The following is a 26,446-nucleotide window of genomic DNA, read 5'->3' on the forward strand; positions in this document are numbered from 1 at the left end:
AGATGGGGAAACTAGTGGGTGTCCTTGACGCGAACTGGTGTGTCCACGCGTAGCGTTTCACCGCGGAAGAACGCCGGTTGGCGTGCACGCAGGACCAGCATGAACACGACGCCGGACAGGATCAGCCCGAGCCCCAATATCAACACCAGGCCGACGCCGCCGATGCTGGCGCCGCTGCCGTAATCGGGAGAAGCGCTGTCGCGCAACGTGACGAGGAATACGCCGAGCAGACCGAGCCCGCCGAGCAGCGGGAAGAGCAGCTTGAACACGAAACTGCCCACGTCGGCGAACAGTTCGTGCCGGAAGTACCAGATGCAGGCGAACGCGGTCAGCCCGTAGTAGAAGCAGATCATGATGCCGAGCGAGTAGATGGTGTCGGTGAGCACGCTCTCGGACAGGAACGTCAGGGTCGAATAGAACACCGCTGCACCGACGCCCGCTGCGATCGTCGCGAAGGACGGCGTCAGGAACCGGGGGTGGATGGTGGCGAACCGGGACGGGAACGCCTTGTAGGTCCCCATCGCCAGCATGGTCCGGGACGTCGGCAGGAAGGTGGTGATCAGGCTGGCCGCGCTGGACGCGACCACGGCCAGGAACAGGAACAGGTGCAGCGGCCCACCGAGCACGGGCTCGGCGAGCGCGCCGAAGACGTTGTCGGCGATCTCCTCGTTGCCCAGACCCACGCCGTCGGTGCCGACTCCGGCGTACATCTGTGTCGCCACCGCGACCAGCAGGTAGGTCAACAGAATCGACACCACGCAGAGCAGCGCGGCGCGACCCGGGGTCTTGTCGGAATCCTTGGACTCCTCGTTGACGGTGAGTGCGGTGTCCCAGCCCCAGAACGCGAAGATCGACCCGGACAGACCCGCGATGAACGCCGACATCGTCAGGCCCGCGGGACTGAACCAGTCGAAGCTGAACGACATCCCGGTGTCCGAGGATCCGGATTTCGCCAGCGCGGCGATGCCGAATGCCAGCAGCACCACCATCTGGAATCCGACGAGGATGAACTGGACCCGCTCGGTGGTGGTGATTCCGCGGTAGGCCACCGTGGTGGCGATGGCCAGGAACACCAGGCACGTGAGCACGTTGATCGGCTTGTTCTCCCACAGCGCGGCGATGCTCTCGCTGCCTGCCAGGTCGCCGATGAACTGATAGAAGAACTGGACCGCGACCCCGGCCAGGTTGGACAACACGATGACGGTGGCCAGCACGGCCGCCCAGCCGCCGAGCCAGCCGATGTAGGGGCCGAAGGCCTTGGTGGTCCAGGTGAACGATGTCCCGCAGTCGGGCGCCACCTTGTTGAGTTCGCGGTAGGCGTACGCGGCGAAGAACATCGGCAGGAAGCCGGCGATGATCACCACCGGCATCTTCGTGCCTGCCTCGGCGACCAGGATGCCGATCGTGGCGGTCAGGGCATAGGCCGGAGCAACCGAGGAGATGCCCAGGACAGTACCGCCGAACAGTCCGACCGCGTTGTGAGAGAGCCCTTTGTCCTGGAGGTCTGCTTCAGGACGGTGATGAGGGTCGTGAGCCTCGATCTGCATGAGGACCTCGCCTGTTCAGGAGGTGATGTGCCCGCTGATCGTAACGGCGGTGCGACCGCGAGGGCATCGACTTTCGACTACTCGACTCTCGCCGACCTCGCCGGCGGCACGCCGGTCTGAAGGCCAGGCCGAGCCGAAACCTCGCGCGGAGCGGATGTGCCTGCCGGAAACGCCGGTACACCGCGCCCGGCTCGGACACAATCAGGGTATCGATCATGACGACAGGATCGGGTCCAGATGAAGCTGTTAGTGGGTTATCTCGCCACCTCCGGGGGCGCCGACGCCGTCGCGCTGGCAGTCCGGCTGGCCCGCACCCTGGGCGCCGAGGTGGACATCTGCATGGTGCTGCCACCCACCAGAGCGCAACCCGACCTCGCGTTCAGCGCGGGCTACCAGGATGTGCTCGCCGAGCAGGCGAAACAGTGGTTGGCCGAGGCGCTGGCCCTGGTACCGGACGGTGTTCGCACCACCACGCACCTCATGTTCGATGACGCCGTCGCCGAGCGGTTGGCCGCCGAGGCGGTGCGGCTGGAGGCCGACGCCATTGTGGTGGGTGGAGCCGGTGGAGGCTTGGCCGGCGGTTACTCCCTGGGTTCGGTGGTCAACGACCTCCTGCACTCGTCGCCGGTGCCTGTGGCCGTCGCGCCCCGGGGCACCCGCCATTCCGACGTCGAGCGAGTCCGGTCGGTGACGTGCGCGATCGGTACCCGGGCAGGTGCCCGGCTCCTGCTCGACACCGCCGTGCGGATCAGCCAGGCCGCGGGTACCCCACTGCGACTGGTGTCGCTCGTCGCGCTGGATCAGCACGCGATCCGTCGCACCGACGACACTGCCGAGTCGATTCGTGCGGAGGCGCTGGACCATGCCACCGCGACCTTGGAGGCCGCGAAATCGGTACTTCCGGCGTCGTTTCCGGTGACATCGACTGTCGTCGACGGACCGACGGTGGAGGCAGCCGTCGACAAGCTCGAATGGCATGACGGTGACCTGATCATGGTCGGGTCCAGTCGGCTGGCCCAACGCCGGCGGATCTTCCTCGGCTCGACCGCGGCGAAGATGCTGCGCGTGCTCCAGATTCCGATCGTGGTGGTTCCCCGCGACGACGCGAGCATCGACGGCGACTGAGGCGGCCTGGTGGGCGCGGACGGTATCGAACCGCCGACCGCTGGTGTGTAAAACCAGAGCTCTACCACTGAGCTACGCGCCCGATCGCAGGGCAGGTTACAACGCGCAGGTGCCCGACGGGAAATCCCGACCCGTCCCTGATCGGGCGTCGAGCGTGAACTGAGTGCGAAAAGTCGGCGGTTCTTTCGCAAGGAGTTCACGCTCGTCGGGTCGAGCACTGCGGCGCGGTACACACCGCCAGGCTCGAGCACCGCGGCGCGGTACACCGCGCCGGGGTCAAGCACCGTACCGCGGCCCGTCACGGCGAGCACCGCGGCGCGGTACGCCCGACGGGCGAGCGCCGTGGCCCGCCAGGGCGAGCGAGCGGCCCGCCACGCCCGGCGCCGGATCAGGCCTGAAGCGCACCCAACGCAGCCGCCCACACCGCCGCGTCCCGGCCGTCGCCGGGCTGTCTGCAGTCGGCGAAGCGCACGATCCCCGACCGGTCGACGGCGATGGTGCCGCGGTTGGGATAACCGGCATCGGCGTTGAACACCCCGTAGGCCTGGCTGACCGCGCCATGGGGCCAGAAGTCGGCGAGCACGGGAAAGGTGAAACCGCGCTGAGTGGTCCACACCTTGTGGGTGGGCGGCGGCCCGACGGACACGGCCAGTGTGGCCAGGTCGTCGTTGACGAACTCGCCGATCCGGTCCTGGATGTCGTCGAGTTCGCGCTGGCAGATGCCGGTGAACGCGAGCGGAAAGAACACCAGCAGCACCGCGCGCTCGCCGCGGAACCCCGACAGCGTCACCGGCTGGTTGTTCTGGTCCTTGAGCGTGAAGTCCGGGGCCTGCTCACCGACGGCGAGCACTAGTGCCGGCCGGCGGCCTTGGACTTCGGCTGGACCAGACGGGTCGCGATCCAGTCCCCCAGGTTCGCCGACGAAGTCTGCATCAGGCCCGCGGTCGGGGCCGACTCGGCGATCTCGGCGGGCAGCACATGACCGGGCTTGCCGGTCTTGGGGGTGGCCACCCAGATGACGCCGTCGTCGGCAAGCGGGGTGATGGCGTCCATCAGCGCGTCGACGAGGTCGCCGTCACCGTCGCGCCACCACAGCAGCACCACGTCGATGACTTCGTCGGCGTCCTCATCCAGCAGTTCGCTGCCGGACGCCTCCTCGATGTCGGCTCGGATGTCGTCGTCGGTGTCTTCGTCCCACCCCAACTCCTGCACAACCTGATCTTTTTGGATGCCCAGACTGCGGGCGTAGTTCGGGGGGTCACCCGCCGACACCACGGTCAATCCTCCTTCAGCCGACTCGACACGGTGTGTTGTTCGCCATGTTCTCTACTTATCGTCGCACGCCGTGCTCTCACAGCAAGCCGCTGGCCGAACACTTCATCGATATGCGGCGTCACAGAGGTCCAGCGCGCTGGTCTTGGAAGCGTTCAATTCGGCGATCGCGGCGTTGAACTCTTCCGCTCCGTAATTGCCCGCGATCGCCGTCGCCACGGCCCGGGCGGCATCGACCCACCTGGTCAGCGCGTCGCGCAGCTCAGGGGTCAACGGTCCGGAGATGCTGCTGACCACGAGGTCGGCGCTGGCGTTCAGCGCGTCGATCGCCGAAGCGGCGGTCGGGCCGACGTCACCGGCATTGGTGTTGAACGCGTCGACGTAGACGTTCACGGCGCCGATCGCCTCGGCGCTGCTGGAGCTCATCGACTCGCAGACCGACTTGACCGCCTCGGCGGTCACCGACGACTGGCGTTCTGACTCGCGGGCGCTGGAGCTGGCGGCGGATTCCTCCAGGGATGCCGACACCGACGCCCGGTACGCGGGCGCGTCGCCGGCAGAGACGCTCGCTTCGCCATCGGTGACGCTGGTGCACCCCACGATGATCATCGCCAGCGCCGCGAGCGCGCCGGTCACCTGCGCGGCGAGCCGCGCACGAGGGGTGCGCAGCCAACCGATCAGCACAGTCTGCAGACGTTACCGTCTCGCCTTGCCGTTGACTCGGCGATCCCGGCCGATATGTCTGTTCGCCGCACTGGCCACACCCGGCGGTGCGGATGGGGCAGGATTGGAGAAGGATAGAGTCCGCGCGCACCGCAGAGGCGAGGAAACCCCGTCGCCGATCGATGCGTAAGTACCCCGCCTAACAAGGAGCGGAAGTTGACCACCGAGTTCGTGCGCCAGGACCTGGCTCAAAACTCCAGTAGCACAGCAGAACCCGACCGCGTTCGGGTCATTCGCGAAGGTGTTGCGTCGTATCTGCCCGACATCGACCCCGAGGAGACCGGCGAATGGCTGGAATCCTTCGACGGCCTGCTCGAACGGTCCGGTCCGGCCCGCGCGCGCTATCTGATGTTGCGGCTGCTGGAACGCGCGGGTGAACAGCGCGTCGCCATTCCGGCGTTGACGTCCACCGACTACGTCAACACCATCCCCACCGAGCTGGAGCCCTGGTTCCCCGGCGACGAGGACGTGGAGCGTCGCTACCGCGCGTGGATCCGGTGGAACGCCGCGATCATGGTGCACCGCGCGCAGCGGCCCGGAGTGGGTGTCGGCGGCCATATTTCGACCTACGCGTCCTCGGCGGCCCTCTACGAGGTGGGCTTCAACCACTTCTTCCGCGGCAAGGCCCATCAGGGTGGCGGCGACCAGGTGTTCATCCAGGGCCACGCGTCGCCGGGCATCTACGCCCGCGCATTCCTGGAAGGGCGCCTGACCGAAGACCAGCTCGACGGGTTCCGCCAGGAGCACAGCCACGCCGGCGGCGGGCTGCCGTCCTACCCGCATCCGCGTTTGATGCCGGACTTCTGGGAGTTCCCGACGGTGTCGATGGGGCTGGGCCCCATGAACGCGATCTACCAGGCACGGTTTAACCACTACCTGCATGATCGCGGCATCAAGGACACCACCGACCAGCATGTGTGGGCCTTCCTCGGTGACGGCGAGATGGACGAGCCGGAGAGCCGCGGGCTGATCCAGGTGGCGGCCAACGAGGGTCTGGACAACCTGACGTTCGTGATCAACTGCAACCTGCAGCGCCTGGACGGGCCGGTGCGCGGCAACGGCAAGATCATCCAGGAGCTGGAGTCGTTCTTCCGGGGCGCGGGCTGGAACGTCATCAAGGTGGTGTGGGGCCGCGAGTGGGACGCGTTGCTGCACGCCGACAAGGACGGCGCGCTGGTCAACCTGATGAACACCACCCCCGACGGTGACTACCAGACCTATAAGGCCAACGACGGCGCGTACGTGCGCGACCACTTCTTCGGCCGGGACCCGCGCACCAAGGCGCTGGTCCAGGACATGAGCGACCAGGACATCTGGAACCTCAAACGGGGCGGGCACGACTACCGCAAGGTCTATGCGGCCTACCACGCGGCGATGGAACACAAGGGGCAGCCCACCGTCATCCTGGCCAAGACCATCAAGGGCTATCAGCTGGGCTCGCACTTCGAGGGCCGCAACGCCACCCACCAGATGAAGAAGCTGGCGTTGGAGGATCTCAAGCAGTTCCGCGACAGCCAGCGCATCCCGGTCAGCGACGAGCAACTCGAGGACAACCCGTATCTGCCGCCCTACTACCACCCGGGGCCGGAAGCGCCGGAGATCCGCTATCTGCTCGACCGGCGCCGCGCGCTCGGCGGTTTCGTGCCCGAGCGCCGCACCAAGACCAAGTCGCTGACGCTGCCGGGACCCGACACTTACAAGGCCCTGAAGAAGGGGTCGGGCAAGCAGGAGGTGGCCACCACGATGGCCACGGTCCGCACGTTCAAAGAGTTGTTGCGCGACAAGGAGATCGGCAAGCGAATCGTGCCGATCATCCCGGACGAGGCGCGCACCTTCGGCATGGACTCGTGGTTCCCGAGCCTCAAGATCTACAACCGCAACGGTCAGCTGTACACGGCCGTCGATGCGGAGCTCATGCTCGCCTACAAGGAGAGCGAAGTGGGCCAGATCTTGCACGAGGGCATCAACGAGGCCGGTTCGACGGCGTCGTTCACCGCGGTGGGCACCTCGTATGCCACCCAGAACGAGCCGATGATCCCGATCTACATCTTTTATTCGATGTTCGGGTTCCAGCGCACCGGCGACGGACTGTGGGCGGCGGCGGACCAGATGGCGCGCGGCTTCGTTCTCGGCGCGACGGCCGGTCGCACCACGCTGGTCGGTGAGGGCCTGCAGCACGCCGACGGGCATTCGCTGCTGCTGGCGTCGACCAACCCGGCGGTGGTCGCCTACGACCCGGCGTTCGCCTACGAGATCGCGCACATCATCGAGAGCGGTCTGCACCGGATGTACGGGGAGAACCCCGAGAACGTCTACTTCTACATGACGATCTACAACGAGCCCTATGCCCAGCCGGCCGAGCCGGAGGGACTCGACGTCGAGGGGCTGTTGCGCGGCATCTACCTGTACCGGCCGGCGCCGGAGCAGAAGAGCCACACCGCCCAGATCCTGGTGTCGGGGGTGTCGATGCCCGACGCGCTGCGGGCCGCCGAGCTGCTGGCCGAGGACTGGGACGTGGCCGCGGACGTGTGGTCGGTGACCAGCTGGGGCGAGCTCAACCGCGACGGCGTGGCGATCGAGAAGGAAAGGCTGCGACACCCCGAGCGTCCCGCGGGCACCCCCTACGTGACCAAGGCCCTCGCCGATGCCACCGGTCCGGTGGTTGCGGTGTCGGACTGGATGCGCGCGGTGCCGGAGCAGATCCGGCCGTGGGTACCGGGGACCTACGTGACGCTGGGTACCGACGGGTTCGGTTTCTCCGACACCCGCCCGGCAGCGCGACGGGTCTTCAACACCGACGCGGAGTCGATCGCGGTGGCCGTGCTGGAGGGGCTGGCCCGGGACGGGAACCTCGACATCGACGTGGCGGTCAAGGCTGCCGAGCGGTACGAGATCGATGATGTGATGGCGGCGCCGGAACAGACGTCGGACCCCGGAGTCGCGTAGCGACGACATCCGACCGCGAGTCGCGTAGCGACGACATCCGGCCGCGGGTCGCGTAGCGACGACATCCGGCCGCGGGTCGCGTAGCGACGACATCCGGCCGCGGGTCGCGTAGCGACGACATCCGGCCGCGGGTCGCGTAGCCACAACCTCCGGCCGCGACTTGGAGGTTACCGCCAGAACAGGGGCGTAGCTTTTAGGAATGACCGACAACAATCGGTACGTTCCGCCGAGATCCACGCTCGAGGTGCTCGAGACGGTGCCCGACTCCGCGCTGCGCCGGCTCAAGCAGTACTCCGGCCGGCTAGCCACCGAGGCCGTCCACGCCCTCGAGGAGCGATTGCCGTTCTTCGCCGAGCTGGAGGCCTCGCAGCGCGCGAGCGTGCAGTTGGTGGTGCAGACCGCGGTGATGAACTTCGTGGAGTGGATGCGCGACCCGCAGAGCGACGTCAGCTACACCGCCCAGGCGTTCGAAGTGGTTCCGCAGGATCTGCGCCGACGGATCGCGCTGCGCCAGTCGGTGGAGATGGTGCGCACCACCATGGAGTTCTTCGAGGAGGTGGTGCCGCTGCTGGCCCGCTCCGAGGAGCAGCTCACGGCGCTGACGGCGGGCATCCTGCGCTACAGCCGTGACTTGGCATTCGCGGCCGCCACTGCCTATGCCGATCAGGCTGAGGCACGTGGCGCTTGGGACAGCCGGATGGAGGCCAACCTGGTCGACGCCGTGGTGCGCGGAGATGTGGGGCCGGAGCTGCAGTCCCAGGCTGCGGCGCTGAACTGGGACGCGACCGCGCCGGCGACGGTGATCGTGGGGCTGCCCCGGCCCGGCCGCGCCGACGTGGCCGGCGACGACGTCCACGCCGTGGCGAACCGCAATGGCCGGGCGGCGCTGTCCGATGTGCACGGCACGTGGCTGGTCGCCATCGTCTCGGGCGGGTTGTCGCCGACCGATCGGTTCCTCGCCGACCTGATGACGGTGTTCGCCGACGAGCCGGTGGTGATCGGCCCGACCGCGCCGACGCTGGGCGCTGCGCACCGCAGCGCCACCGAGGCGATCGCGGGGATGAATGCGGTGGCGGGCTGGACGGGGGCGCCGCGACCGGTCGCCGCGCGTGAGCTGCTGCCCGAGCGGGCGCTGCTCGGCGATGTCACCGCGGCCGCGGCGCTGGAGGCCGAGGTGATGCGTCCGCTCTCCGATGCCGGACCCGCGCTGACGGACACCCTGGACGCCTATCTGGACTCCGGCGGCGCCATCGAGGCCTGCGCGCGCCGGTTGGTGGTTCATCCCAACACGGTGCGGTACCGCCTCAAGCGGATCGCCGATTTCACCGGTCGCGATCCGACGGTGCCGCGTGACGCCTATGTGTTGCGGGTGGCCTCCACGGTGGCCCGGTTGGCTCGCCAGGCCCACCCCGCCGGACCCCCTGCCACCGGCTCCGGGCTCACCGGCAGTGTTGCCTCGGTCACAATTGAGGGCCGCACGCAGCTTTAGCAGATTGCGGCCGAGTGTCGATGGCGTCGCATCACATGCGCTTTTGTACAAGATCTACAAAAACCTAAGACAAGGTTCATAATCTCTTACACGGCGCAAAACCGTCTTCACAATGTTCTCTTAAAGACGTGCCCCAGACAGTGCTTGCTCTCCTCGCGCCCGGACAGGGTTCGCAGACCCCCGGCATGCTCGCCGAGTGGCTCGAACTGCCCGGCGCCGCGTCGCGTGTGGCCGCCTGGTCGGAGATCAGCGGTCTGGACCTCGCTCGCCTCGGCACCACTGCCACCGCCGAGGAGATCACCGACACCGCGGTGACCCAGCCGCTCGTCGTGGCCGCCACCCTGCTGGCCCACGAAGAGATGACGCGGCGCGACGTGCTGACCGGTGACGAGGCCATCATCGCCGCCGGACATTCGGTCGGTGAGATCGCCGCCTACGCCATTGCCGGAGTCATCTCCGCCGATGAAGCCGTCTCGCTGGCCGCCACCCGCGGCGCCGAGATGGCCAAGGCCTGCGCGCTGGAGCCCACCGGAATGTCGGCGCTGCTCGGCGGCGACGAAGCCGAGGTGCTCGCCCGGCTCGACGCCCTGGACCTGGTGCCGGCCAACCGCAACGCCGCCGGACAGATCGTGGCGGCGGGCGCACTGGCAGCACTGGAGAAGCTGGCCGAGGATCCCCCGGCACGCGCCCGCGTGCGCAAGCTGGCCACCGCCGGCGCGTTCCACACCCAGTACATGGCGTCGGCGCTGCCCGGGTACACAACGGTGGCCGACCGGATCAACCCGGTCGAACCCGGCGTGACGCTGCTGTCCAACGCCGACGGACGGCCAGTGTCGTCGGCCGCGGACGCGATGGCGAAGCTGGTCGCCCAGCTGACCCGCCCGGTGCGCTGGGACCTGTGCACCGAGACGCTGCGTGAGCGCGGCGTGTCTGCCGTCGTGGAGTTCCCGCCGGCCGGCGCCCTGTCCGGGATCGCCAAACGTGAACTTCGGGGGGTGGCGAACCACGCCATCAAATCCCCCGCTGACCTGGACGGACTCGCGGAAGCCCTCCGCAATCCGGCCAGCTGACAAGTACATAGCTGCACGTCAGAAATTCTGCAACAACACAGGTATCAACACCCAACAAGAAGGAGCCACTGTGGCCGCCAGCCAGGACGAAATCATCTCCGGTCTCGCCGAGATCATCGAAGAGGTCACCGGTATCGAGCCTTCCGAGGTGACCCCGGAGAAGTCGTTCGTCGACGATCTGGACATCGACTCCCTGTCGATGGTGGAGATCGCGGTGCAGACCGAGGACAAGTACGGCGTGAAGATCCCCGACGAGGACCTGGCCGGTCTGCGCACCGTCGGTGACGTGGTCGCCTACATCCAGAAGCTCGAGGAAGAGAACCCCGAAGCCGCCGCGGCCATCCGGGCGCAGATCGAATCGGATCGCGCGTGACCAGACCTTCCACTGCTAACGGCGGTTTCCCGAGCGTCGTGGTGACCGCTGTCGAGGCCACCACCGCCCTAGCCGCAGACATCGAGAGCACGTGGAAGGGTCTGCTGGCCGGCGAGAGCGGCATCCGCATTCTCACCGACGACTTCGTCGAGAAGTGGGACCTGCCGGTGCGAATCGGCGGCCACCTGGTCGACAACGTCGATGACCACATGACCCGGCTGGACATGCGTCGCATGTCCTACGTGCAGCGGATGTCGAAGCTGCTGGCCGGCCGGCTGTGGGAGTCCGCGGGCAAGCCCGAGGTCGACCCCGACCGGTTCTCGGTGGTCATCGGCACGGGTCTGGGTGGCGGCGAGAAGATCGTCGAAACCTATGACGCGATGAACGAGGGCGGTCCCCGCAAGGTGTCGCCTCTGGCCGTGCAGATGATCATGCCGAACGGTGCCGCGGCCGTCGCCGGCCTGGAGTTGGGCGCCCGCGCCGGGGTCATCACCCCGGTGTCGGCGTGCTCGTCCGGGTCGGAGGCGATCGCCCACGCGTGGCGTCAGATCGTCATGGGCGACGCCGACTTCGCGGTCTGCGGTGGAGTCGAAGGCGGCATCGAGGCGCTGCCCATCGCGGCGTTCTCGATGATGCGCGCGATGTCGACCAACAACGAGGACCCGGCGGGTGCGTCGCGGCCGTTCGACAAGAACCGGGACGGGTTCGTCTTCGGTGAGGCCGGCGCGCTGATGATCATCGAGACCGAGGAGCACGCCAAGGCCCGCGGCGCCAAGCCGCTGGCCCGGCTGATGGGTGCGGGCATCACCTCCGATGCCTTCCACATGGTGGCGCCTGCCAGTGACGGTATGCGGGCCGGTCAGGCGATGAAGCGGGCGATGGAGACGGCGGGCTTGTCCGCCAAGGACATCGACCACGTCAACGCCCACGCCACGGCCACCTCGATCGGCGACGTTGCCGAGGCCAACGCGATCCGGGTCGCCGGCGTCGAGCACGCCGCGGTCTACGCGCCGAAGTCGGCGCTGGGCCACTCGATCGGCGCGGTGGGTGCGCTGGAGTCGACGCTGACCATCCTGGCGCTGCGTGACGGGGTCATCCCGCCCACGCTGAATTACGAGACGCCCGACCCCGACATCGATCTCGATGTCGTCGCGGGTGAGCCTCGGTACGGCGACTTCTCGTACGCCATCAACAACTCGTTCGGGTTCGGTGGACACAATGTCGCTCTGGCGTTCGGTCGCTACTAAGACGGGACTCGCCTGGGAATAGGCAAGAAAGGACGCGCGGCTCAGTATGGCTTCGCCGACAACAGGCAACGGTTTGCCGGATGTCGTCGTCACCGGCATCGCAATGACCACCAGTGTGGCCACCTCCGCTGAGGAGACGTGGAGCGCACTGCTGGAAGGCAAGAGCGGGATCCGACGTCTGGAGGATCCGTTCGTCGAGCAGTTCGAGCTGCCGGTCAAGATCGGTGGGCATCTGCTCGAGGACTTCGACTCCGAGCTGACCAAGGTCGAGAACCGGCGGATGTCCTATCCGCAGAAGATGTCGACCATACTGGGCCGACGGGTCTGGGAGAACGCCGGCAACCCCGAGGTCGACACCGAGCGCTTGCTGGTGTCGATCGGGACGGGTCTCGGCGGCGCCGAGGCGCTGGTGTTCGCCTATGACGGCATGCGTGAGCGCGGCATGAAGGCCGTGTCTCCACTGGCCGTGCAGATGTACATGCCCAACGGCCCCTCAGCGGTTGTGGGACTGGAGCGTGGGGCCAAAGCCGGTGTCGTGACACCGGTCTCGGCCTGCGCGTCCGGCGCCGAGGGCATAGCCCAGGCCTGGCGCAACATCGTGCTCGGCGAGGCCGACATCGCGATCTGCGGTGGCGTCGAGCAGCGCATCGAGGCGGTGCCGATCGCCGGCTTCGCCCAGATGCGCATCGTGATGTCGACCAACAACGACGACCCCGCCGGCGCCTGCCGGCCGTTCGACCGGGATCGCGACGGGTTCGTCTTCGGTGAGGCCGGCGCGTTGATGGTCATCGAGACCGAAGAGCACGCCAAGGCCCGTGGCGCCCGGATCATCGCCCGACTGATGGGTGCCAGTGTCACCTCCGACGGTTTCCACATGGTCGCCCCCGACCCCAACGGTGAACGGGCCGGCTACGCGATGAGCCGCGCGGTGCAGTTGGCGGGGTTGCAGCCCACCGACATCGGCCACATCAATGCCCACGCCACCGGCACCAGTGTCGGCGACGTCGCCGAGGGGCATGCGATCAACAACGCCATGAAGGGCCACCGCCCGGCGGTGTACGCCCCCAAGTCCGCGTTGGGCCACTCGGTCGGCGCGGTGGGCGCGGTCGAGTCCATCCTGACCGTGCAGGCCCTGCGCGACGGGGTCGTGCCTCCCACTTTGAACCTGAAGAACCTCGACCCGGAGATCGATCTGGACGTGGTGGCAGGCGGGCCGCGGCCGGGCAACTACGAATACGCGGTCAACAACTCATTCGGATTCGGCGGGCACAACGTCGCACTCGCCTTCGGTAAGTACTGATACGGCAGGAGATTTCATGACGACGATGAGCCCCGAGGCAGTGAACGAATCGCTGGATCCCCGCGATCCGCTGCTGCGCCTGTCCACGTTCTTCGACGACGGTTCCGTCGAGCTGCTGCACGAGCGCGACCGCTCGGGCGTGCTGGCCGCCGCGGGCACGGTCAACGGGGTGCGCACCATCGCGTTCTGCACCGACGGCACGGTGATGGGCGGCGCCATGGGCGTCGAGGGCTGCAAGCACATCGTCGACGCCTACGACGTGGCGATCGAGGAGCAGAGCCCGATCGTCGGCATCTGGCATTCCGGCGGAGCGCGGCTCGCCGAGGGCGTCAAGGCCCTGCACGCCGTGGGACTGGTCTTCGAGGCCATGATCCGCGCCTCGGGCTACGTCCCCCAGATCTCGGTGGTGGTCGGCTTCGCGGCCGGCGGTGCCGCCTACGGCCCCGCCCTCACCGACGTCATCGTCATGGCGCCCGACAGCAAGGTGTTCGTCACCGGCCCCGACGTGGTGCGCAGCGTGACCGGTGAGGACGTCGACATGGTCTCCCTCGGTGGACCCGACGCCCACCACAAGAAATCCGGTGTGTGCCACATCGTCGCCGATGACGAGCTCGACGCCTACGAGCGGGGCCGTCGTCTGGTCGGATTGTTCTGCCAGCAGGGTATTTTCGACCGCAGCAAGGCCGAGGCCGAGGACACCGACCTCAAGGCGCTGCTGCCCGAGTCGTCGCGTCGCGCCTACGACGTGCACCCGCTGATCGAGGCGCTGCTCGACGACGGCGTCCCGTTCGACGAATTCCAGGGCAAGTGGGCGCCGTCGATCGTGGTGGGCCTGGGTCGGCTGTCCGGCCGCACCGTCGGGGTGATCGCCAACAATCCGCTGCGTCTGGGCGGCTGCCTGAACTCCGAGAGCGCCGAGAAGTCCGCACGCTTCGTGCGGTTGTGTGACGCTTTCGGCATCCCGCTGGTCGTGATCGTCGACGTGCCGGGATACCTGCCCGGGGTTGACCAGGAGTGGGGCGGCGTGGTGCGGCGCGGCGCAAAACTGCTGCACGCCTTCGGCGAATCGTCGGTGCCGCGCGTCACGCTGGTCACCCGCAAGATCTACGGCGGCGCCTACATCGCGATGAACTCCCGCTCGCTGAACGCCACCAAGGTGTTCGCCTGGCCCGAGGCCGAGGTCGCCGTCATGGGCGCCAAAGCAGCCGTCGGCATTCTGCACAAGAAGAAGCTGGCCGCCGCGGACCCCGCCGAGCGCGAGTCGCTGCACGAGGCGTTGGCGGTCGAGCACGAGAAGATCGCCGGCGGTGTGGATTCGGCCATCGAGATCGGCGTGGTGGACGAGAAGATCGATCCGTCGCACACCCGGTCGAAGCTGACTCAGGCGCTTGCCGAGGCCCCCGCCCGGCGCGGCCGCCACAAGAACATCCCGCTGTAAGTCACTGCCCTTCCGCCGAACCGAGATTCCCGGTTGTGCATCCGGCACGGATCACGACCGGGAACCTCCGTTCGTTGCGTCAGAGTCTCGTCTAACGCGTGGTGTAGCCGCCGTTGGCCAGGATGGTCTGCCCGTTGATCCAGTGCCCCTCACCGGCCAGGAACACCACGAGGGGCGCGATGTCCTCGATCGTGGTCAGCCGATTGTCCATGGCCTGCGACTTGTGGAACTCGACGCGTTCGGGCGTCTCCTGCGGGTAGAAGAACGGGGTGTCCATCGGTCCGGGCGCGACGTTGTTGACGTTGATTCCGCGGACTCCGAACTCCTTCGAGGCCGCCCGGGTGAAGTGCTCGACCGGCGACTTGGCGCCGGCGTAGGTCGAGTACCCGTCGGTGTAGGCGGCCAGCAGTGAGGTGACCACGGTGATCACCGAGCCGTTGTCGTTGAGCCGCTTACCGGCCTCCTGCAGGAAGAAGTACGCGGCCTTGGAGTTGATCGCGAACATCGAATCATATTCCGCCTCGGTGGTTTCCACGATCGGCTTGCGCAGCACCTTCCCGGCGGCGTTGACCGCGATGTCCACGCCGCCGAACGCATCCGCTGCGGCCTCGAACAGTCTCGCAACATTACCCGGAACGGTGAGGTCGCCTTGCACCTTGATGGCTCGGGCGCCGGCCTCTTCGACGGCCTGCACCGTCTGGTCTGCGTCAGACTCGGTGCCGGCACTGTTGTAGTGCACCGCCACGTTGACACCGCGGCACGCGAGCTGGGTGCTCACGAGACCGCCGAGGTTCTTCGCTCCGCCCGCGACGACCGCTGATTTTCCGCTGAGTGTTGTCATGGCGTCCACGCTAGAGAGCGTATCCACAAACCAAAAACAGCACTTTCCGAGCTATCGACAGATTTTGATTGTGGATAGACTGCGGGCATGACGGCTCCCGAACCTGACCTGCGTCGGCTGCGCCACTTCATCGCCGTCGCCGAGTCCGGCGGGTTCACCCGGGCCGCCGCGGCGCTGCACCTGAGTCAGCAGGCGTTGAGCAGCTCGATCCGACAACTCGAAAAAGACCTCAACGCAGAACTTTTCACGCGGGTGGGTCGCCAGGTGACGTTGACCCGAGCGGGTCAGACGCTGTTGAGCGAGGGCCGGGTGCTGCTGGCTGCGGCACGCACCGTCGCCGAACACGTCGAGAAGATCGGAGCGAGCACCGCTGAGACGTTCGTCGTCGGCCACACTCCGGCTCTCAGCGGCATCGAGGCGTACACCATCTTGGAACCCGCCATCGATGCCTTTCCCGATAGTTCTTTCACCCTCAGGCAGCTCTACCCTGCGGACCTGACCTCAGCGGTGCTCGACGGCTCGGTGCAGTTGGGGCTCAGACGCGGCGTCGTACCCCCCGATGACCTGGCTGCGGCGGTAGTCGGCTATCACCGCGTGCGCCTTGCCGTTCCGTCGAGCCATCGACTTGCGCACCGTCGGCGAGTTGATATCGACGAACTTGCCGACGAGCAGATCGCTCTGTGGGCGCCGCCCGGCGCGTCCTACTACAGCGACCTCCTGGTCGGCGCGTGCCGATGGGCGGGGTTCGAACCCAACTACGTCATCAGCCGCATCCAAGGAGCCGCGACCGTGGCCGCTCCCCTGACCACCAACGCCATCGCATTCGTCACGTCGGCAGCCGGTCCGGCGATGGACGGACGGGTTCGGGTGATCGATGTACACCCCGCGATCCAGGTTCCCGTTCAGGCCCTCTGGCAACGGCACACCGTCTCGGCGGTACGCGAGATGATCTTCACCAGTTAGATCCCCACGACCCGATTCGCGAGGCTGCGACCAGGAATCGCGCTCGCTGGGACGTTGATTGGCCCCTACACCATCTCTACCAGCATCTCGGCCGCGGTGGTTTCGGCGCGAGCAAAGTCGTCTTCCACCAGTCCGATCCGCGTCCGCCGGTCCAGGATGTCCTCGCTGGTGAGCGCCCCCTCGTGGGTCACCGCATACTCGAATTCGGCACGGGTGACGTCGATTCCGTCGGCCACCGGGTCGGTGGGCCGCGGACAGGTCGCCCGGGCGATGACATTGGGCGCCTCGGCGCCGTAGCGCGCCACCAGCGAACCGGGCAGTCCGACCGGCGTCCGCATGGTCGCCACCGGGTTGGCCGGCGCCCCCACCAATGGAAGGTTGCGGGTCCGGCACGGTCCCGCGGTCAGCGACCGCAGTTGCACTGCTCGGTCGATGACATCCTCGGCCATGTAGCGGTATTCGGTGAGCTTGCCGCCGATGACACTGAGCACCCCGGATTCGGACTCTGTCACGGCGTGGTCGCGCGACACGTCCGCGGTGCTGCCCGCACCGGTGTCGATGAGGGGCCGAAGCCCGGCGTAGGTGCCGAGTACATCCGCGGGCGTCAACCTCAGCGCCAGCGCCGTGTTGACGGTGTCGAGGAGGAACGAGATTTCGTCCGGGGTCGCCTCCGGCACATCGGGAATCGGGCCGGGGGCGTCCTCGTCGGTCAACCCGAGATACACCCTGCCCAGCTGCTCGGGCATCGCGAACACGAACCGGTTGAGCTCACCGGGAATCGGTACCGTCAGCGCAGCAACAGGATTGCCGAACGCGGCGGCGTCGAACACCAGGTGGGTCCCACGACTGGGACGCAGCCGCAGCGCAGGGTCCAACTCCCCCGCCCATACCCCGGTCGCATTGACCACCGCTCGGGCGGCGACGGTCATCGATTCCCCGGTCTCGGTGTCGGTCAGCGTGACGGAGGTGCCGGAGGCGTCGGAGGCCGCCACCCGGGTGAGGATCTTGGCGTTGTTCTGGGCGGCGGTGCGGGCCACCGCGGTGACGAGGCGAGCGTCGTCGATGAGCTGCCCGTCGTAGGCCAGCAGCGCACCGTCGAGTCCGTCGGTGCGTACCGTCGGCGCGAGTTCGAGGGCCCGCCGCGCGTCGACCCTTCGTGAGCGGGGCAGCGTCGCCGCTGGCGTTCCCGCCAGCCTGCGCAGCCCGTCCCCGGCCGCGAATCCGACCCGCACCAATGCGCGCGAGGCCCGACCCATCTCGGGGAGCAGCGGAACGAGCTGCGGCATCGCGTGCACCAGATGCGGCGCGTTGCGGGTCATCAGGATGTGTCGTTCGACCGCACTACGACGTGCGATTCCGACGTTGCCAGTGGCCAGGTAGCGCAAGCCGCCGTGGACCAACTTGGAGCTCCACCGGCTGGTTCCGAAGGCCAGATCGTGCTTCTCGACCAGCACGACCGACAGGCCGCGGGTCGCCGCGTCCAGCGCGATGCCGACCCCGGTGATGCCTCCGCCGATGACCAGGATGTCGACGCTGTTGCCGTCACCGAGCTCGGCGAGCTCGGCGGAGCGTCGGGACTTGTTCAATGCTGTTGCATCGCTCACGGTTTGAGGTATCCGTTCAGTGAGTGGGCCAGCTCGGTGTCGAGCGAGTCCGCGTCGAGCAGGTCGGCGACCATCTGCGCGGACTGGATGGTCGACTGGGTGATGAGCAGACACATGGCCGCCATCTGGTGGGCGTCGCCGGTGCGGATGCTGCCTTCGCTCTGGCCGGACTTGATGGCTTCGGCCAGCGCGTCGACCAGGATCTGCTGGCTGGTGCCCAGCCGGCTCGTGATGTAGGTGATGGCGATGTTGGGGGCGTTGTGGATGACCGACATGACCACGTCGTCGCCGCGGAGATGCTGAGCCACCGCGACCACTCGCGCGACCATCGCCTCCCGGCCGGCACCGGCGTCGGGCACGGCGTCGAGCACCCCGGCAATCCGCAGGGTGAGCAACTCGGCGATGACCCACCGGATGTCGGGCCAGCGACGGTAGATGGTCGGCCGGCTGACTCGGGCGCGCCGGGCGATCTCGGTCAAGGTGGTCCGCTCCACGCCGTAGGCGAGGATGCACGCCGCGGCGGCGTCGAGGATCCGCGCCTCGACACTCTGCGGAGATTTACGGATTGACACCATCTGTAATACTGTAACTCATGACCGACGCGAGCGCCCAACCGAACGATCCGCCCATGCTGTGGAACGGCTGGGGTGACCCCGCCGCCGCCAAGCCGCTGTCCCCGGGAATCCGGTCGCTGCTCGAGCAGGCGCTCGGTATCCAACCCACCGACGTGCCCGCGCCCAGCCTCGATCAGGTGCGGCTGAGGCCGTCGGCGCTGTCACCGTCCGACCGGGACGGTTTCGCCGCGATCCTCGGAGCCGAGCATGTCGCCGTCGCCGATCACGATCGGCTGCTGCGCGCCGGCGGCAAGTCGACGCTGGACCTGCTGCGACGTCGCGACTTCGGCGTCCAGGACGCCCCCGACGCGGTGCTGCTGCCCGGCAGCGACGACGAGGTGGCCGCGGTGTTGCGGTTCTGTGCCGACCGCAGCATCGCCGTGGTTCCCTTCGGCGGCGGCACCTCGGTGGTCGGCGGGCTCGACCCGACGCGCGGACGGTTCAAGGCGGTGGTGTCGCTGGACCTGCGCCGGCTGGACCAGCTGTGGTGGCTCGACGAGGTGTCGTGGGAGGCCGAGCTGGGCGCCGGGGTGACCGGACCGGATGCCGAGCGCCTGCTGGGCGAGCGCGGCTTCTCACTCGGGCATTTCCCGCAGAGCTTTTGCTTCGCGACCATCGGTGGGTTCGCCGCCACCCGCTCGTCCGGGCAGGATTCGGCCGGTTACGGCCGCTTCGACGACATGGTCCGCGGGCTGCGCGCCATCACCCCGGCCGGCACCCTGGACCTGGGTCGCGCACCCGCGTCGGCTGCGGGCCCCGATCTTCGTCAATTGCTGCTCGGCTCCGAGGGCGCCTTCGGCGTGATCACCCGGGTGCGGGTGCGCGTGCACCCGGTGCCGCAGACAACACGTCACGAGGCCTGGTCGTTCCCGGATTTCGCCACCGGCGCCGACGCGCTGCGGGCGGTCGTGCAGACCGGCACCGGTCCGACGGTGTTGCGGCTGTCCGACGAAGCCGAGACGGGGGTCAACCTCGCCACGACCGAGAGCATCGGTGAACAGCAGACGATCACCGGTGGGTGCCTGGCCATCACGGTGTTCGAGGGCACCGAGGCCCATGTCGCGAGCCGCCACCAGGAGACCCGGGATCTGCTCACCGCGATGGGCGGGACGTCGCTGGGTGACGCCGCCGCGCGGGCCTGGGAGCACGGCCGATTCAACGCCCCCTACCTGCGCGACTCACTGCTGGCTGCCGGGGCGCTGTGCGAGACCCTCGAGACCGCAACCACCTGGTCCAACGTGCCGCTGCTCAAGGCGGCGGTCACCGAGGCGTTGACCACGGCCCTGGCCGATTCGGGCACCCCCGCCCTGGTGATGTGCCACATTTCGCATGTGTATCCGACCGGCGCCTCGCTCTACTTCACCGTCGTGGCAGCACAGCGCGGCAACCCGATCGAGCAGTGGCGCACCGCCAAGGCCGCGGCCTCGGAGGCGATGGTGCGCAACGGCGGCACGATCACCCATCACCACGCGGTGGGCGCCGATCACCGCCCGTGGATGCGCGACGAGGTCGGCGACCTCGGGGTCGAGTTGCTCAGGTCCGTCAAGGCCACCCTGGATCCGGCCGGAATCCTCAACCCGGGCAAGTTGATTCCGTGACCGGCACCGGGCGCGTCACCGTACTGACGAACCCGGCGTCGGGGCACGGCAACGCCCGGCACGCCGCCGAGCGTGCCATCACCCAGCTGCACCGCCGTGGACTCGACGTCGTCGCCATCGCCGGCACCGACGCCACCCATGCCCAGCGCCTCGTGGAGGGCGCGCTCGAGCGCGACATGGACGCGCTGGTGGTCGTCGGCGGCGACGGCATCGTGTCGGTCGCGTTGCAGGTGCTCGCGGAAAGCGAGGTTCCGCTGGCGATCGTGCCGGCCGGCACCGGCAACGACCACGCCCGCGCGTTCGGTCTGCCGGTCAACGACCCGGAGGCGGCCGCCGACGTGGTGGTCGACGGCTGCATCGACACCGTCGACCTCGGGCGCATCGCCGGCAGCGACGGCACGGTTCGCTGGTTCGGCACCGTGATGGCCGCAGGATTCGACTCGCTGGTCACCGACCGGACCAACCGGATGACCTGGCCGCACGGACGGATGCGCTACAACCTGGCGATGCTGGCCGAACTGTCCCAGCTTCGGCTGCTGCCGTTCCGGCTGACCTTCGACGGCGACACCTACGTCACCGAGTTGACGCTCGCCGCGTTCGGTAACACCCGCAGCTACGGCGGGGGCATGTTGATCTGCCCCGACGCCGACCCGCGCGACGGGTTGCTCGACGCGACGATGGTCGCCTCGGCGTCACGGACGCGGCTGATCCGGCTGTTTCCCACGGTGTTCAAGGGCACCCATGTCGACCTCGACGAGGTGCACACCCGGCGGGCGGGGACCATCACCGTCGACAGCCCCGGGATCAATGCATACGCCGACGGGGAGTATGTCTGCCCGCTGCCTGTCGAGGTGTCCGCGGTGCCCGCCGCGCTGAAGATCCTGCGACCGGGGGCCGGTTAGCCGACACCCCTGCTCAGCCAGCTGACCTCGGCGCCCTCGCCGCCATCGCGGTAGGCCTCCAGTGCGTCGTCCCACGCGGTGCCGAGCACCGAGTCGAGCTCGGCGGCCAACGTGTCGGCCCCGGCGGCCATCAGGGAGCGCAGGCGCATCTCGCCGACCATGACGTCGCCGTTGGCGCTCATCGCGCCGCTCCACAGCCCCAGTTGCGGGGTGTGGCACCAGCGGTGCCCGTCGACACCCTGGCTGGGGTCCTCGGTGACCTCGAAGCGCAGCACCGACCAGGAGCGCAGCGCATTCGCCAGCTGGGCACCGGTGCCGACCGGCCCGACCCAGTTGGTGACGGCGCGCAGCTGTCCCGGCATGGCCGGCTGCGGGGTCCACTTCAGGTTCGCCCTCGAATTGAGGGTCGACGACAACGCCCACTCGACATGCGGGCACACCGCCGCGGGCGACGCGTGGATGTAGACCACGCCCGTCGTCACGTCGGCGAACTGATTCGCTGCACGCATCTACTTGCTCCTTCGGCTCCACGAGGGACGTCTTCCCCAACGACCTGGTGGTTTCCGAACGGCAATGGATCGCTCAGCGAGATGAAATTGTCGGTGTTGCTTGCGAGACCATTGTGCCTCGTGATACGGGTGTTGCGCTAGTCGCGCCTGAATTCTCTCAGAACTTCATCAGACAGCGCGGGCATCACCGACTGGGCCCACTCCCCGAAGCGTCGGTCGGTGAGCACGACCAGGGCCACCCCGGCGTCCGGATCGACCCACAAGAACGTCCCCGACTGACCGAAGTGACCGAAGGTGCGCGCCGAGTTGGCCGACCCGGTCCAGTGCGGAGATTTGCCGTCGCGAATCTCGAAGCCCAGCCCCCAGTCGTTGGGGCGTTGCACGCCGAATCCGGGCAGCACCCCGTCCAGGCCGGGAAACTGAACGCTGATCGCGTCGCTGTGCATCGGCTCCGACACCGTCACCGGTTCCAGCAGATCCCCGGCGAAAGCCGCCAGGTCGGCGACGGTCGAGGACGCCCCGTAGCCGGCCGCCTCGGCCCCGCCCTCGAACTCGGTGTCGGCCATCGCCAGCGGATCGAGCACGGCCTCCCGCAGGTACGACTCGAACGGGATGGTCGACTCTCGTTCCATCACCTCGGCGAGCACCGTGAAGCCGTGATTGGAGTAGATGCGGCGGGTCCCGGGTTCGGCGAGCACCTTGCCCGAGGTCATCTCGTAGCCGGCTGCGTGTGCCAGCAGGTGACGCACTGTCGAGCCGGGTGGGCCCGCGGGAGTGTCGAGGCTGACGGCGCCCTCCTCGACGGCGACCTGCGCCGCCCGCGCGACCAGCGGCTTGGTCACCGAGGCCAGCGCGAACCGGCGCCGGGTGTCGCCCCAGTCGGCCAGCACACCCTCGGTCGACACGACCGCCGCGGCTGCGGTCGGTACCGGCCAGTCGGCCAGGACGTCGAGGGCTCCCATCGATCCAGGAGCTTAGTTCGCGTCCCCGTTCGTCTTCCCGCCGACCAGCGCATGGATGCGTCCGTGCGGGTAGGGCAGATCGATGCCGTTCTCGTCGTAGGCACGCAGGATCTCGCGCCGCAGCCGGCGCTGCACCGACCACTGCGCACCGGGGCGGGTCTTCAGCGTCATGCGCAGCGTCAGCAGGTCCGGCGACAGCTCCTGCACGCCGAGCATCTCGGGCTCGCCCAGCACCTTCTCCGCCAGCGGCGCCTCCGCGATGGCGGCCGTGGCCGCGTCGACGGCGACCTGCTCGGCGCGCTCGACATCGGCACTCAGCGACACCGGCACCTCGATGCGGGCCACGGCGTATTCCTGGCTCATGTTGCCGACGCGGGCGATCTCACCGTTGCGGACGTACCAGAGGGTGCCGTCGATGTCGCGCAACGTCGTCACCCGCAGGCCGACCGTCTGCACCTCGCCGATGGCCTCGCCGAGATCGACGATGTCTCCGACGCCGTACTGGTCCTCCAGCAGCATGAACACCCCGGTGACGAAATCGCGCACGAGGTTCTGGGCGCCGAAGCCGATGGCCAGGCCGACCACCCCGGCCGAGGCGATGAACGGCGCGATGTTGACGCCGAGGACGTTGAGGATCGCCAGGATGCCCCACACCAGCAGCACGATCGACACCGTCGACTTGAGCACCGACCCGATGGTCTGGGCGCGCTGCTGACGGCGCTCGATGGCCTGCTGGCCGGTCGCGCCCGACGGCACGCGGTCGCGCAGGCCGCGCAGCAGCGCCGGCTTGGCGGGGGCGTTCTCGTCACCGCTGACCTTCTTGGCCTTGCCGCCGCGGCCGGTGGCCCGGTCGATCATCCGGTGCAGGATGAAGCGGGCGATCAAGATGGCGATCAGGTATGCCCCGATCCGGATCGGCACCTCGACAAGCCAGTGCTGGTTGGTCTCCGTCCATTCCATAGCAAGCGTCTGCAGATCCATACCTTCGACCGTACGGGCCGGACAACCGTGATCGAAAGCCGCCGAGGTCAGCACTTCCGATCGACCCGATGCTGGTGCGGCTGCGTCACTTTCTGGCGACGTAGTAGAAGTTGATCGGGTCGGACTCGATCTCGCGCACCTGCACGTCGGTGAAGCCGGCGTCACTCAGCATGGTGGTGGCCAGCTCCCGGCCCCAGCACGTGCCCAGGCCGTCGCCGTCCAGGCCGAGCGACACGCTCATGCAGTGCATCGTCGAGACGGTGTAGAGGTAGGACGCGAACGGCACCCCGACGTTGTCCTCCAGATGGCTGGAGGCCTTGATGTCGACCATCAGGAACACCCCACCCGGGCGCAGCGCGCGGTGGATGTTGGCCAGCACGGTGGCAGGGTGCGCCTGATCGTGGATGGAGTCGAACGCGGTGATGACGTCGAACGCGTCGGTGTCCTCGAGGCGCGCGACGTCGGCGGCGCGGAACGTCGCGTTGGTCAACCCGAGGCGGCCGGCTTCGGCGACGCCGGCAGCCAGCCCCTCCTCCGAGAAGTCGATCCCGACGAACCGGCTGTCCGGGAAGGCCTGCGCCATCACGTTGACGGCGTGGCCGCTGCCGCACCCGACGTCGGCGACGTCCACACCCGCGCGCAACCGGTCGGGCAGCCCGTCGGCCATCGGCAGGATCCCGTCGACCAGCGCGGCGTCGAAGACCTCGCCACTCTCTTCGGCCATCAGCGAATGAAAGCGCGGGTACTCGTGGTAGGACAGACCACCGCCGTGCCGGAAGCAGCCGATGATCTTCTGCTCGACCTCGCCGAGCAGCGGGATGAACTGGGCCACCCGAGCAAGGTTGTCCGGCCCGGCCGAGCGGGTCAGCACCGCGGCGCGCTGCTGGGGCAGCGAGTAGGTCTGCGATGCCGGGTCGTAGTCGACGATCTGCGCCGCCACCACGCCACCCAACCATTCCCGCACGTAGCGCTCGTCGAGCCCGGCGGCGTCGGCGATCTGGATGCTGCTGGCCGGCGGCAGCCCGGCGAGCGTGTCGAACAAGTGGGTCTGGTGTCCGATCGACAGCAGGATCGCCACGCTCGCGGCGTCGATCGCGCCGACGACGCGCTCGGCGAACTCCTCGGTCGTATCGGTCATCGGTGTTTCCTGAACTGTGGTCATGGCGTTGACGCTAAGACGCCGATGCGTGCCCTGGCATCGAGTACACGATGCAGATCGTGTGCGCGCCCGTGGTGCAAACCATGCAGGCCGGCCCCTTGCTACAGCACGTCGTTGGCATGCGCCCAGGCGGCCGCGGCAGTCCGCGACGAGACCCCGATCTTGGCGTAGATGTTGGCCAGATGGCGGCCGACGGTCTTCTCCGACAGGTAGAGCTGCTGGGCGGCCTGCCGGTTGGTCGCGCCCTGCGCAACGCAGGCCAGGACCTCGAGCTCACGGCGGGTGAGCCCGCCGGGTGAGGGGATGCCGCAGATACCAGCGGGTTCGACCCCCAGTTCGGCGTAGATCGCGTCGGCGGTGGCGGCGTCGGCGGCGGAGGCGCGCGTGTCTCCGAGGCCGCGCCGGGCCAGCGCCATCCACTCATAGACTTCGGCGGTCTCGTAGCGGGACTGCTGCACCCGGTATTCGCGCAGCGCCTCCTGGAGCGAGGCGAGCGCGTCGTCGAACCGACCCTGCCGCACCGCCACGGCGCCGCGGGCGTGCGCCGCCCAGGCCAAAAAACCCGGGGTCTTGAATGCCGCAGCGTCGGTTTCGAGTTCACGGCAGTAGGTTTCGGCTTCGTCGACGGCATCGCGCCCGAGCGCGATCTCCACCGCGGCACGCAACAAACGCATCCGGTCCAGCCGGTCTGCACCGGCCAACGCCAGTCGGATCGCCGTCCACGCCGCCGCGGAGTCCCCGCGCCGGCAGGCCAGCAGGGCTTCGCCGGGCTGCGGGTCCTTGCCCAACGTTCTGGCCTGCTCGAAGGCCCGGGCCGCACCGTCCAGATCGCCCATCAGCCGGCGCACCTCGCCCAGCTGGTAGTACCCCTCTGCCGCAGCCCAGGAGTTGACCTCGGCGAGGGTGCGGCTGGACGTGCCGAGCCGGTGCTCGAGGAGGCGGTAGTCGTCGGTGTGGACCTGCACCTGCAAACGGTGCACATCACACACCCCGCCGTAGGGCAGCGAACCTGACAACCCGCACCACTGCTCCATCGACTGGGTCCACGACCGCATCCGCGGCAGGTCGGCCAGCTTGTGGCAGTGGTGCAGCACGATGCAGTAGATGTCGCCGGCCCACTCGATCGGCACTTCATCGGCCACCAGCGGCAGAATCGCCTCGTCGATCAGCGCGTAGCCGTCGGCGGTGCGGGCGTGCAGGATCGCCTCGATGCCGCCGATGATCAGACCCAGCGCGGTGACGGCGGGCGTGTTCAACCGCTCAGCGAGGTCGCGCAGCGCGCGCACATGCGTTTCGAGCGTGTCGAGGTCCAGCGTCATCGCCGCGATGTTGGCGTCGAGGTAGGCCAGGTAACCGTGTGCGGGCCCCTCCTCGGCGCCCGCGAGCAGCCGGCGGGCCCGGTTCATCCAGCCCTGCCCGATGTTGAGGTCACCGCGCACCAGCCAGGCCAGCCCGAGCTCGGTGGCCTTCATCGCTGCGGCGGTGGGGTCGGTCCTGGTGAGCTCGGCGAACACCCGCTCGGCGGCTCGGCTGGCCTCCTTGACGTGACCGAGACGCCACGCGGCGAACGAGAAGGCGTCGAGGTCGTCGATGCGCAGCGGCGCGTACACGCTGGCGCGGTCGAACGCCTCGTAGCTGGCACGCCAGTCCCGTCGTTCGTGCGCGGCGCGCGCGACCGTCAGCAGATCAATCTGCGGTTCGACCAGCATCGATGTTCAGGTTATCCCCATCGGACCCGTTGAGGACAGGCCCGGGACACACGCTCTGTCGCCCCCGAGGCGAA

23 protein-coding genes and 1 tRNA gene are annotated in these 26,446 nt (G+C 68.2%); 11 read left to right on the forward strand and 13 right to left on the reverse strand.

Annotation, left to right across the window (positions count from 1 at the left end):
• Nucleotides 1-11: 11 nt before the first annotated feature.
• Entirely contained in the window at nt 12-1,547 is a 1,536-nt protein-coding gene (locus tag J3476_RS12165; protein WP_207066727.1) for an APC family permease, read from the reverse strand.
• Between the two features lie 237 nt (nt 1,548-1,784).
• Between J3476_RS12165 and J3476_RS12170 the strand changes: the two genes are divergently transcribed.
• Nucleotides 1,785-2,672: a universal stress protein gene (locus tag J3476_RS12170; RefSeq protein ID WP_207066728.1), complete on the forward strand. Its 888-nt coding sequence runs from the start codon at nt 1,785-1,787 to the stop codon at nt 2,670-2,672.
• 7 nt (nt 2,673-2,679) lie between these two features.
• Here the strand turns inward: J3476_RS12170 and J3476_RS12175 are convergent.
• The 4 genes from J3476_RS12175 to J3476_RS12190 form a co-directional block, all read right to left on the reverse strand.
• A tRNA-Val gene (locus J3476_RS12175) sits at nt 2,680-2,754 on the reverse strand.
• A gap of 306 nt (nt 2,755-3,060) precedes the next feature.
• Nucleotides 3,061-3,522: a peroxiredoxin gene (locus J3476_RS12180; protein ID WP_207066729.1), complete on the reverse strand. Its 462-nt coding sequence runs from the start codon at nt 3,520-3,522 to the stop codon at nt 3,061-3,063.
• Nucleotides 3,522-3,947 carry a DUF3052 domain-containing protein gene (locus J3476_RS12185; RefSeq protein WP_152517697.1) on the reverse strand — a complete coding sequence of 142 codons (426 nt, stop codon included), beginning with the start codon at nt 3,945-3,947 and terminating at the stop codon, nt 3,522-3,524. Before J3476_RS12185 ends, J3476_RS12180 begins: the two co-directional genes overlap by 1 nt.
• A gap of 102 nt (nt 3,948-4,049) precedes the next feature.
• Entirely contained in the window at nt 4,050-4,628 is a 579-nt protein-coding gene (locus tag J3476_RS12190) for a hypothetical protein (RefSeq protein ID WP_207066730.1), read from the reverse strand.
• Nucleotides 4,629-4,823: 195 nt separating this feature from the next.
• Here J3476_RS12190 and aceE point away from each other — a divergent pair, with 195 nt between their 5' ends.
• The 7 genes from aceE to J3476_RS12225 all read left to right on the forward strand — a co-directional run bounded on the left by aceE (nt 4,824) and on the right by J3476_RS12225 (nt 14,530).
• Complete coding sequence (aceE, locus tag J3476_RS12195) at nt 4,824-7,613, forward strand: pyruvate dehydrogenase (acetyl-transferring), homodimeric type (RefSeq protein ID WP_207066731.1); 2,790 nt, start codon at nt 4,824-4,826, stop codon at nt 7,611-7,613.
• A gap of 199 nt (nt 7,614-7,812) precedes the next feature.
• The gene (locus J3476_RS12200) at nt 7,813-9,102 is read left to right on the forward strand and encodes a helix-turn-helix domain-containing protein (RefSeq protein WP_207066732.1); all 1,290 of its coding nucleotides are present in this window, start codon (nt 7,813-7,815) and stop codon (nt 9,100-9,102) included.
• A 140-nt stretch (nt 9,103-9,242) separates the two neighbouring features.
• Nucleotides 9,243-10,172 (forward strand): ACP S-malonyltransferase, encoded by a 930-nt coding sequence (locus J3476_RS12205; RefSeq protein WP_207066776.1) that lies wholly within the window; start codon nt 9,243-9,245, stop codon nt 10,170-10,172.
• A gap of 70 nt (nt 10,173-10,242) precedes the next feature.
• Nucleotides 10,243-10,545, forward strand: coding sequence for a meromycolate extension acyl carrier protein AcpM (gene acpM / locus J3476_RS12210; RefSeq protein WP_152517701.1), 303 nt, complete (start codon nt 10,243-10,245; stop codon nt 10,543-10,545).
• Nucleotides 10,542-11,792, forward strand: coding sequence for a 3-oxoacyl-ACP synthase KasA (kasA, locus tag J3476_RS12215; RefSeq protein ID WP_207066733.1), 1,251 nt, complete (start codon nt 10,542-10,544; stop codon nt 11,790-11,792). The genes acpM and kasA overlap by 4 nt, the downstream gene beginning before the upstream one ends.
• Nucleotides 11,793-11,838: 46 nt before the next feature.
• Nucleotides 11,839-13,092, forward strand: a complete 1,254-nt coding sequence (gene kasB, locus J3476_RS12220) for a 3-oxoacyl-ACP synthase KasB (protein WP_207066734.1) — start codon at nt 11,839-11,841, stop codon at nt 13,090-13,092.
• Nucleotides 13,093-13,108: 16 nt separating this feature from the next.
• On the forward strand, nt 13,109-14,530 hold the full coding sequence (locus J3476_RS12225) for an acyl-CoA carboxylase subunit beta (protein ID WP_207066735.1): 1,422 nt from the start codon (nt 13,109-13,111) through the stop codon (nt 14,528-14,530).
• 91 nt (nt 14,531-14,621) lie between these two features.
• Here the strand turns inward: J3476_RS12225 and J3476_RS12230 are convergent, their stop codons facing one another.
• Nucleotides 14,622-15,371 carry an SDR family oxidoreductase gene (locus tag J3476_RS12230; protein WP_207066736.1) on the reverse strand — a complete coding sequence of 250 codons (750 nt, stop codon included), beginning with the start codon at nt 15,369-15,371 and terminating at the stop codon, nt 14,622-14,624.
• Between the two features lie 87 nt (nt 15,372-15,458).
• On the opposite strand from J3476_RS12230, the gene J3476_RS12235 reads away from it, so the two are divergent.
• Entirely contained in the window at nt 15,459-16,334 is an 876-nt protein-coding gene (locus J3476_RS12235; protein ID WP_207066737.1) for a LysR family transcriptional regulator, read from the forward strand.
• 65 nt (nt 16,335-16,399) lie between these two features.
• Here J3476_RS12235 and J3476_RS12240 read toward each other — a convergent pair whose 3' ends face one another.
• Both J3476_RS12240 and J3476_RS12245 read right to left on the reverse strand, forming a co-directional pair.
• Nucleotides 16,400-17,938, reverse strand: coding sequence for a glycerol-3-phosphate dehydrogenase/oxidase (locus J3476_RS12240; RefSeq protein WP_207066738.1), 1,539 nt, complete (start codon nt 17,936-17,938; stop codon nt 16,400-16,402).
• A complete protein-coding gene (locus tag J3476_RS12245) occupies nt 17,935-18,513 on the reverse strand; it encodes a TetR/AcrR family transcriptional regulator (RefSeq protein WP_207066739.1) in 579 nt (192 codons plus the stop codon). The genes J3476_RS12240 and J3476_RS12245 overlap by 4 nt, the downstream gene beginning before the upstream one ends.
• A 53-nt stretch (nt 18,514-18,566) precedes the next feature.
• Here J3476_RS12245 and J3476_RS12250 point away from each other — a divergent pair, with 53 nt between their 5' ends.
• Both J3476_RS12250 and J3476_RS12255 read left to right on the forward strand, forming a co-directional pair.
• Complete coding sequence (locus J3476_RS12250; RefSeq protein ID WP_207066777.1) at nt 18,567-20,150, forward strand: FAD-binding oxidoreductase; 1,584 nt, start codon at nt 18,567-18,569, stop codon at nt 20,148-20,150.
• Nucleotides 20,147-21,052, forward strand: coding sequence for a diacylglycerol kinase (locus J3476_RS12255; RefSeq protein WP_207066740.1), 906 nt, complete (start codon nt 20,147-20,149; stop codon nt 21,050-21,052). The genes J3476_RS12250 and J3476_RS12255 overlap by 4 nt, the downstream gene beginning before the upstream one ends.
• Here the strand turns inward: J3476_RS12255 and J3476_RS12260 are convergent.
• The 5 genes from J3476_RS12260 to J3476_RS12280 form a co-directional block, all read right to left on the reverse strand.
• Nucleotides 21,049-21,561 (reverse strand): DUF3145 domain-containing protein, encoded by a 513-nt coding sequence (locus tag J3476_RS12260; protein WP_152517709.1) that lies wholly within the window; start codon nt 21,559-21,561, stop codon nt 21,049-21,051. The two genes, J3476_RS12255 and J3476_RS12260, sit on opposite strands and share 4 nt — an antisense overlap.
• Before the next feature lie 137 nt (nt 21,562-21,698).
• Nucleotides 21,699-22,523 carry a serine hydrolase gene (locus J3476_RS12265; RefSeq protein WP_207066741.1) on the reverse strand — a complete coding sequence of 275 codons (825 nt, stop codon included), beginning with the start codon at nt 22,521-22,523 and terminating at the stop codon, nt 21,699-21,701.
• 12 nt (nt 22,524-22,535) lie between these two features.
• Nucleotides 22,536-23,504: a mechanosensitive ion channel family protein gene (locus J3476_RS12270; RefSeq protein ID WP_207066742.1), complete on the reverse strand. Its 969-nt coding sequence runs from the start codon at nt 23,502-23,504 to the stop codon at nt 22,536-22,538.
• Between the two features lie 85 nt (nt 23,505-23,589).
• Nucleotides 23,590-24,666 carry a class I SAM-dependent methyltransferase gene (locus tag J3476_RS12275; protein WP_207066743.1) on the reverse strand — a complete coding sequence of 359 codons (1,077 nt, stop codon included), beginning with the start codon at nt 24,664-24,666 and terminating at the stop codon, nt 23,590-23,592.
• 98 nt (nt 24,667-24,764) lie between these two features.
• Entirely contained in the window at nt 24,765-26,372 is a 1,608-nt protein-coding gene (locus J3476_RS12280; protein WP_207066744.1) for a LuxR family transcriptional regulator, read from the reverse strand.
• Between the last annotated feature and the right edge of the window lie 74 nt (nt 26,373-26,446).

Origin of the sequence: Mycobacterium sp. PO1 (genome assembly GCF_017312405.1) — a bacterium.
Classification (GTDB): Bacteria; Actinomycetota; Actinomycetes; order Mycobacteriales; family Mycobacteriaceae; genus Mycobacterium.

Coding starts and splice junctions, on each gene's coding strand:
- J3476_RS12225 (WP_207066735.1), top strand. CDS start 13,109: ATGACGACGATGAGCCCCGAGGCAGTGAACGAATCGCTGGATCCCCGC.
- J3476_RS12265 (WP_207066741.1), bottom strand. CDS start 22,523: ATGGGAGCCCTCGACGTCCTGGCCGACTGGCCGGTACCGACCGCAGCC.
- J3476_RS12260 (WP_152517709.1), bottom strand. CDS start 21,561: ATGCGTGCAGCGAATCAGTTCGCCGACGTGACGACGGGCGTGGTCTAC.
- J3476_RS12165 (WP_207066727.1), bottom strand. CDS start 1,547: ATGCAGATCGAGGCTCACGACCCTCATCACCGTCCTGAAGCAGACCTC.
- kasB (WP_207066734.1), top strand. CDS start 11,839: ATGGCTTCGCCGACAACAGGCAACGGTTTGCCGGATGTCGTCGTCACC.
- J3476_RS12280 (WP_207066744.1), bottom strand. CDS start 26,372: ATGCTGGTCGAACCGCAGATTGATCTGCTGACGGTCGCGCGCGCCGCG.
- J3476_RS12245 (WP_207066739.1), bottom strand. CDS start 18,513: ATGGTGTCAATCCGTAAATCTCCGCAGAGTGTCGAGGCGCGGATCCTC.
- J3476_RS12235 (WP_207066737.1), top strand. CDS start 15,459: ATGACGGCTCCCGAACCTGACCTGCGTCGGCTGCGCCACTTCATCGCC.
- J3476_RS12230 (WP_207066736.1), bottom strand. CDS start 15,371: ATGACAACACTCAGCGGAAAATCAGCGGTCGTCGCGGGCGGAGCGAAG.
- J3476_RS12170 (WP_207066728.1), top strand. CDS start 1,785: ATGAAGCTGTTAGTGGGTTATCTCGCCACCTCCGGGGGCGCCGACGCC.
- J3476_RS12275 (WP_207066743.1), bottom strand. CDS start 24,666: ATGACCACAGTTCAGGAAACACCGATGACCGATACGACCGAGGAGTTC.
- J3476_RS12250 (WP_207066777.1), top strand. CDS start 18,567: ATGCTGTGGAACGGCTGGGGTGACCCCGCCGCCGCCAAGCCGCTGTCC.
- J3476_RS12200 (WP_207066732.1), top strand. CDS start 7,813: ATGACCGACAACAATCGGTACGTTCCGCCGAGATCCACGCTCGAGGTG.
- J3476_RS12270 (WP_207066742.1), bottom strand. CDS start 23,504: ATGGATCTGCAGACGCTTGCTATGGAATGGACGGAGACCAACCAGCAC.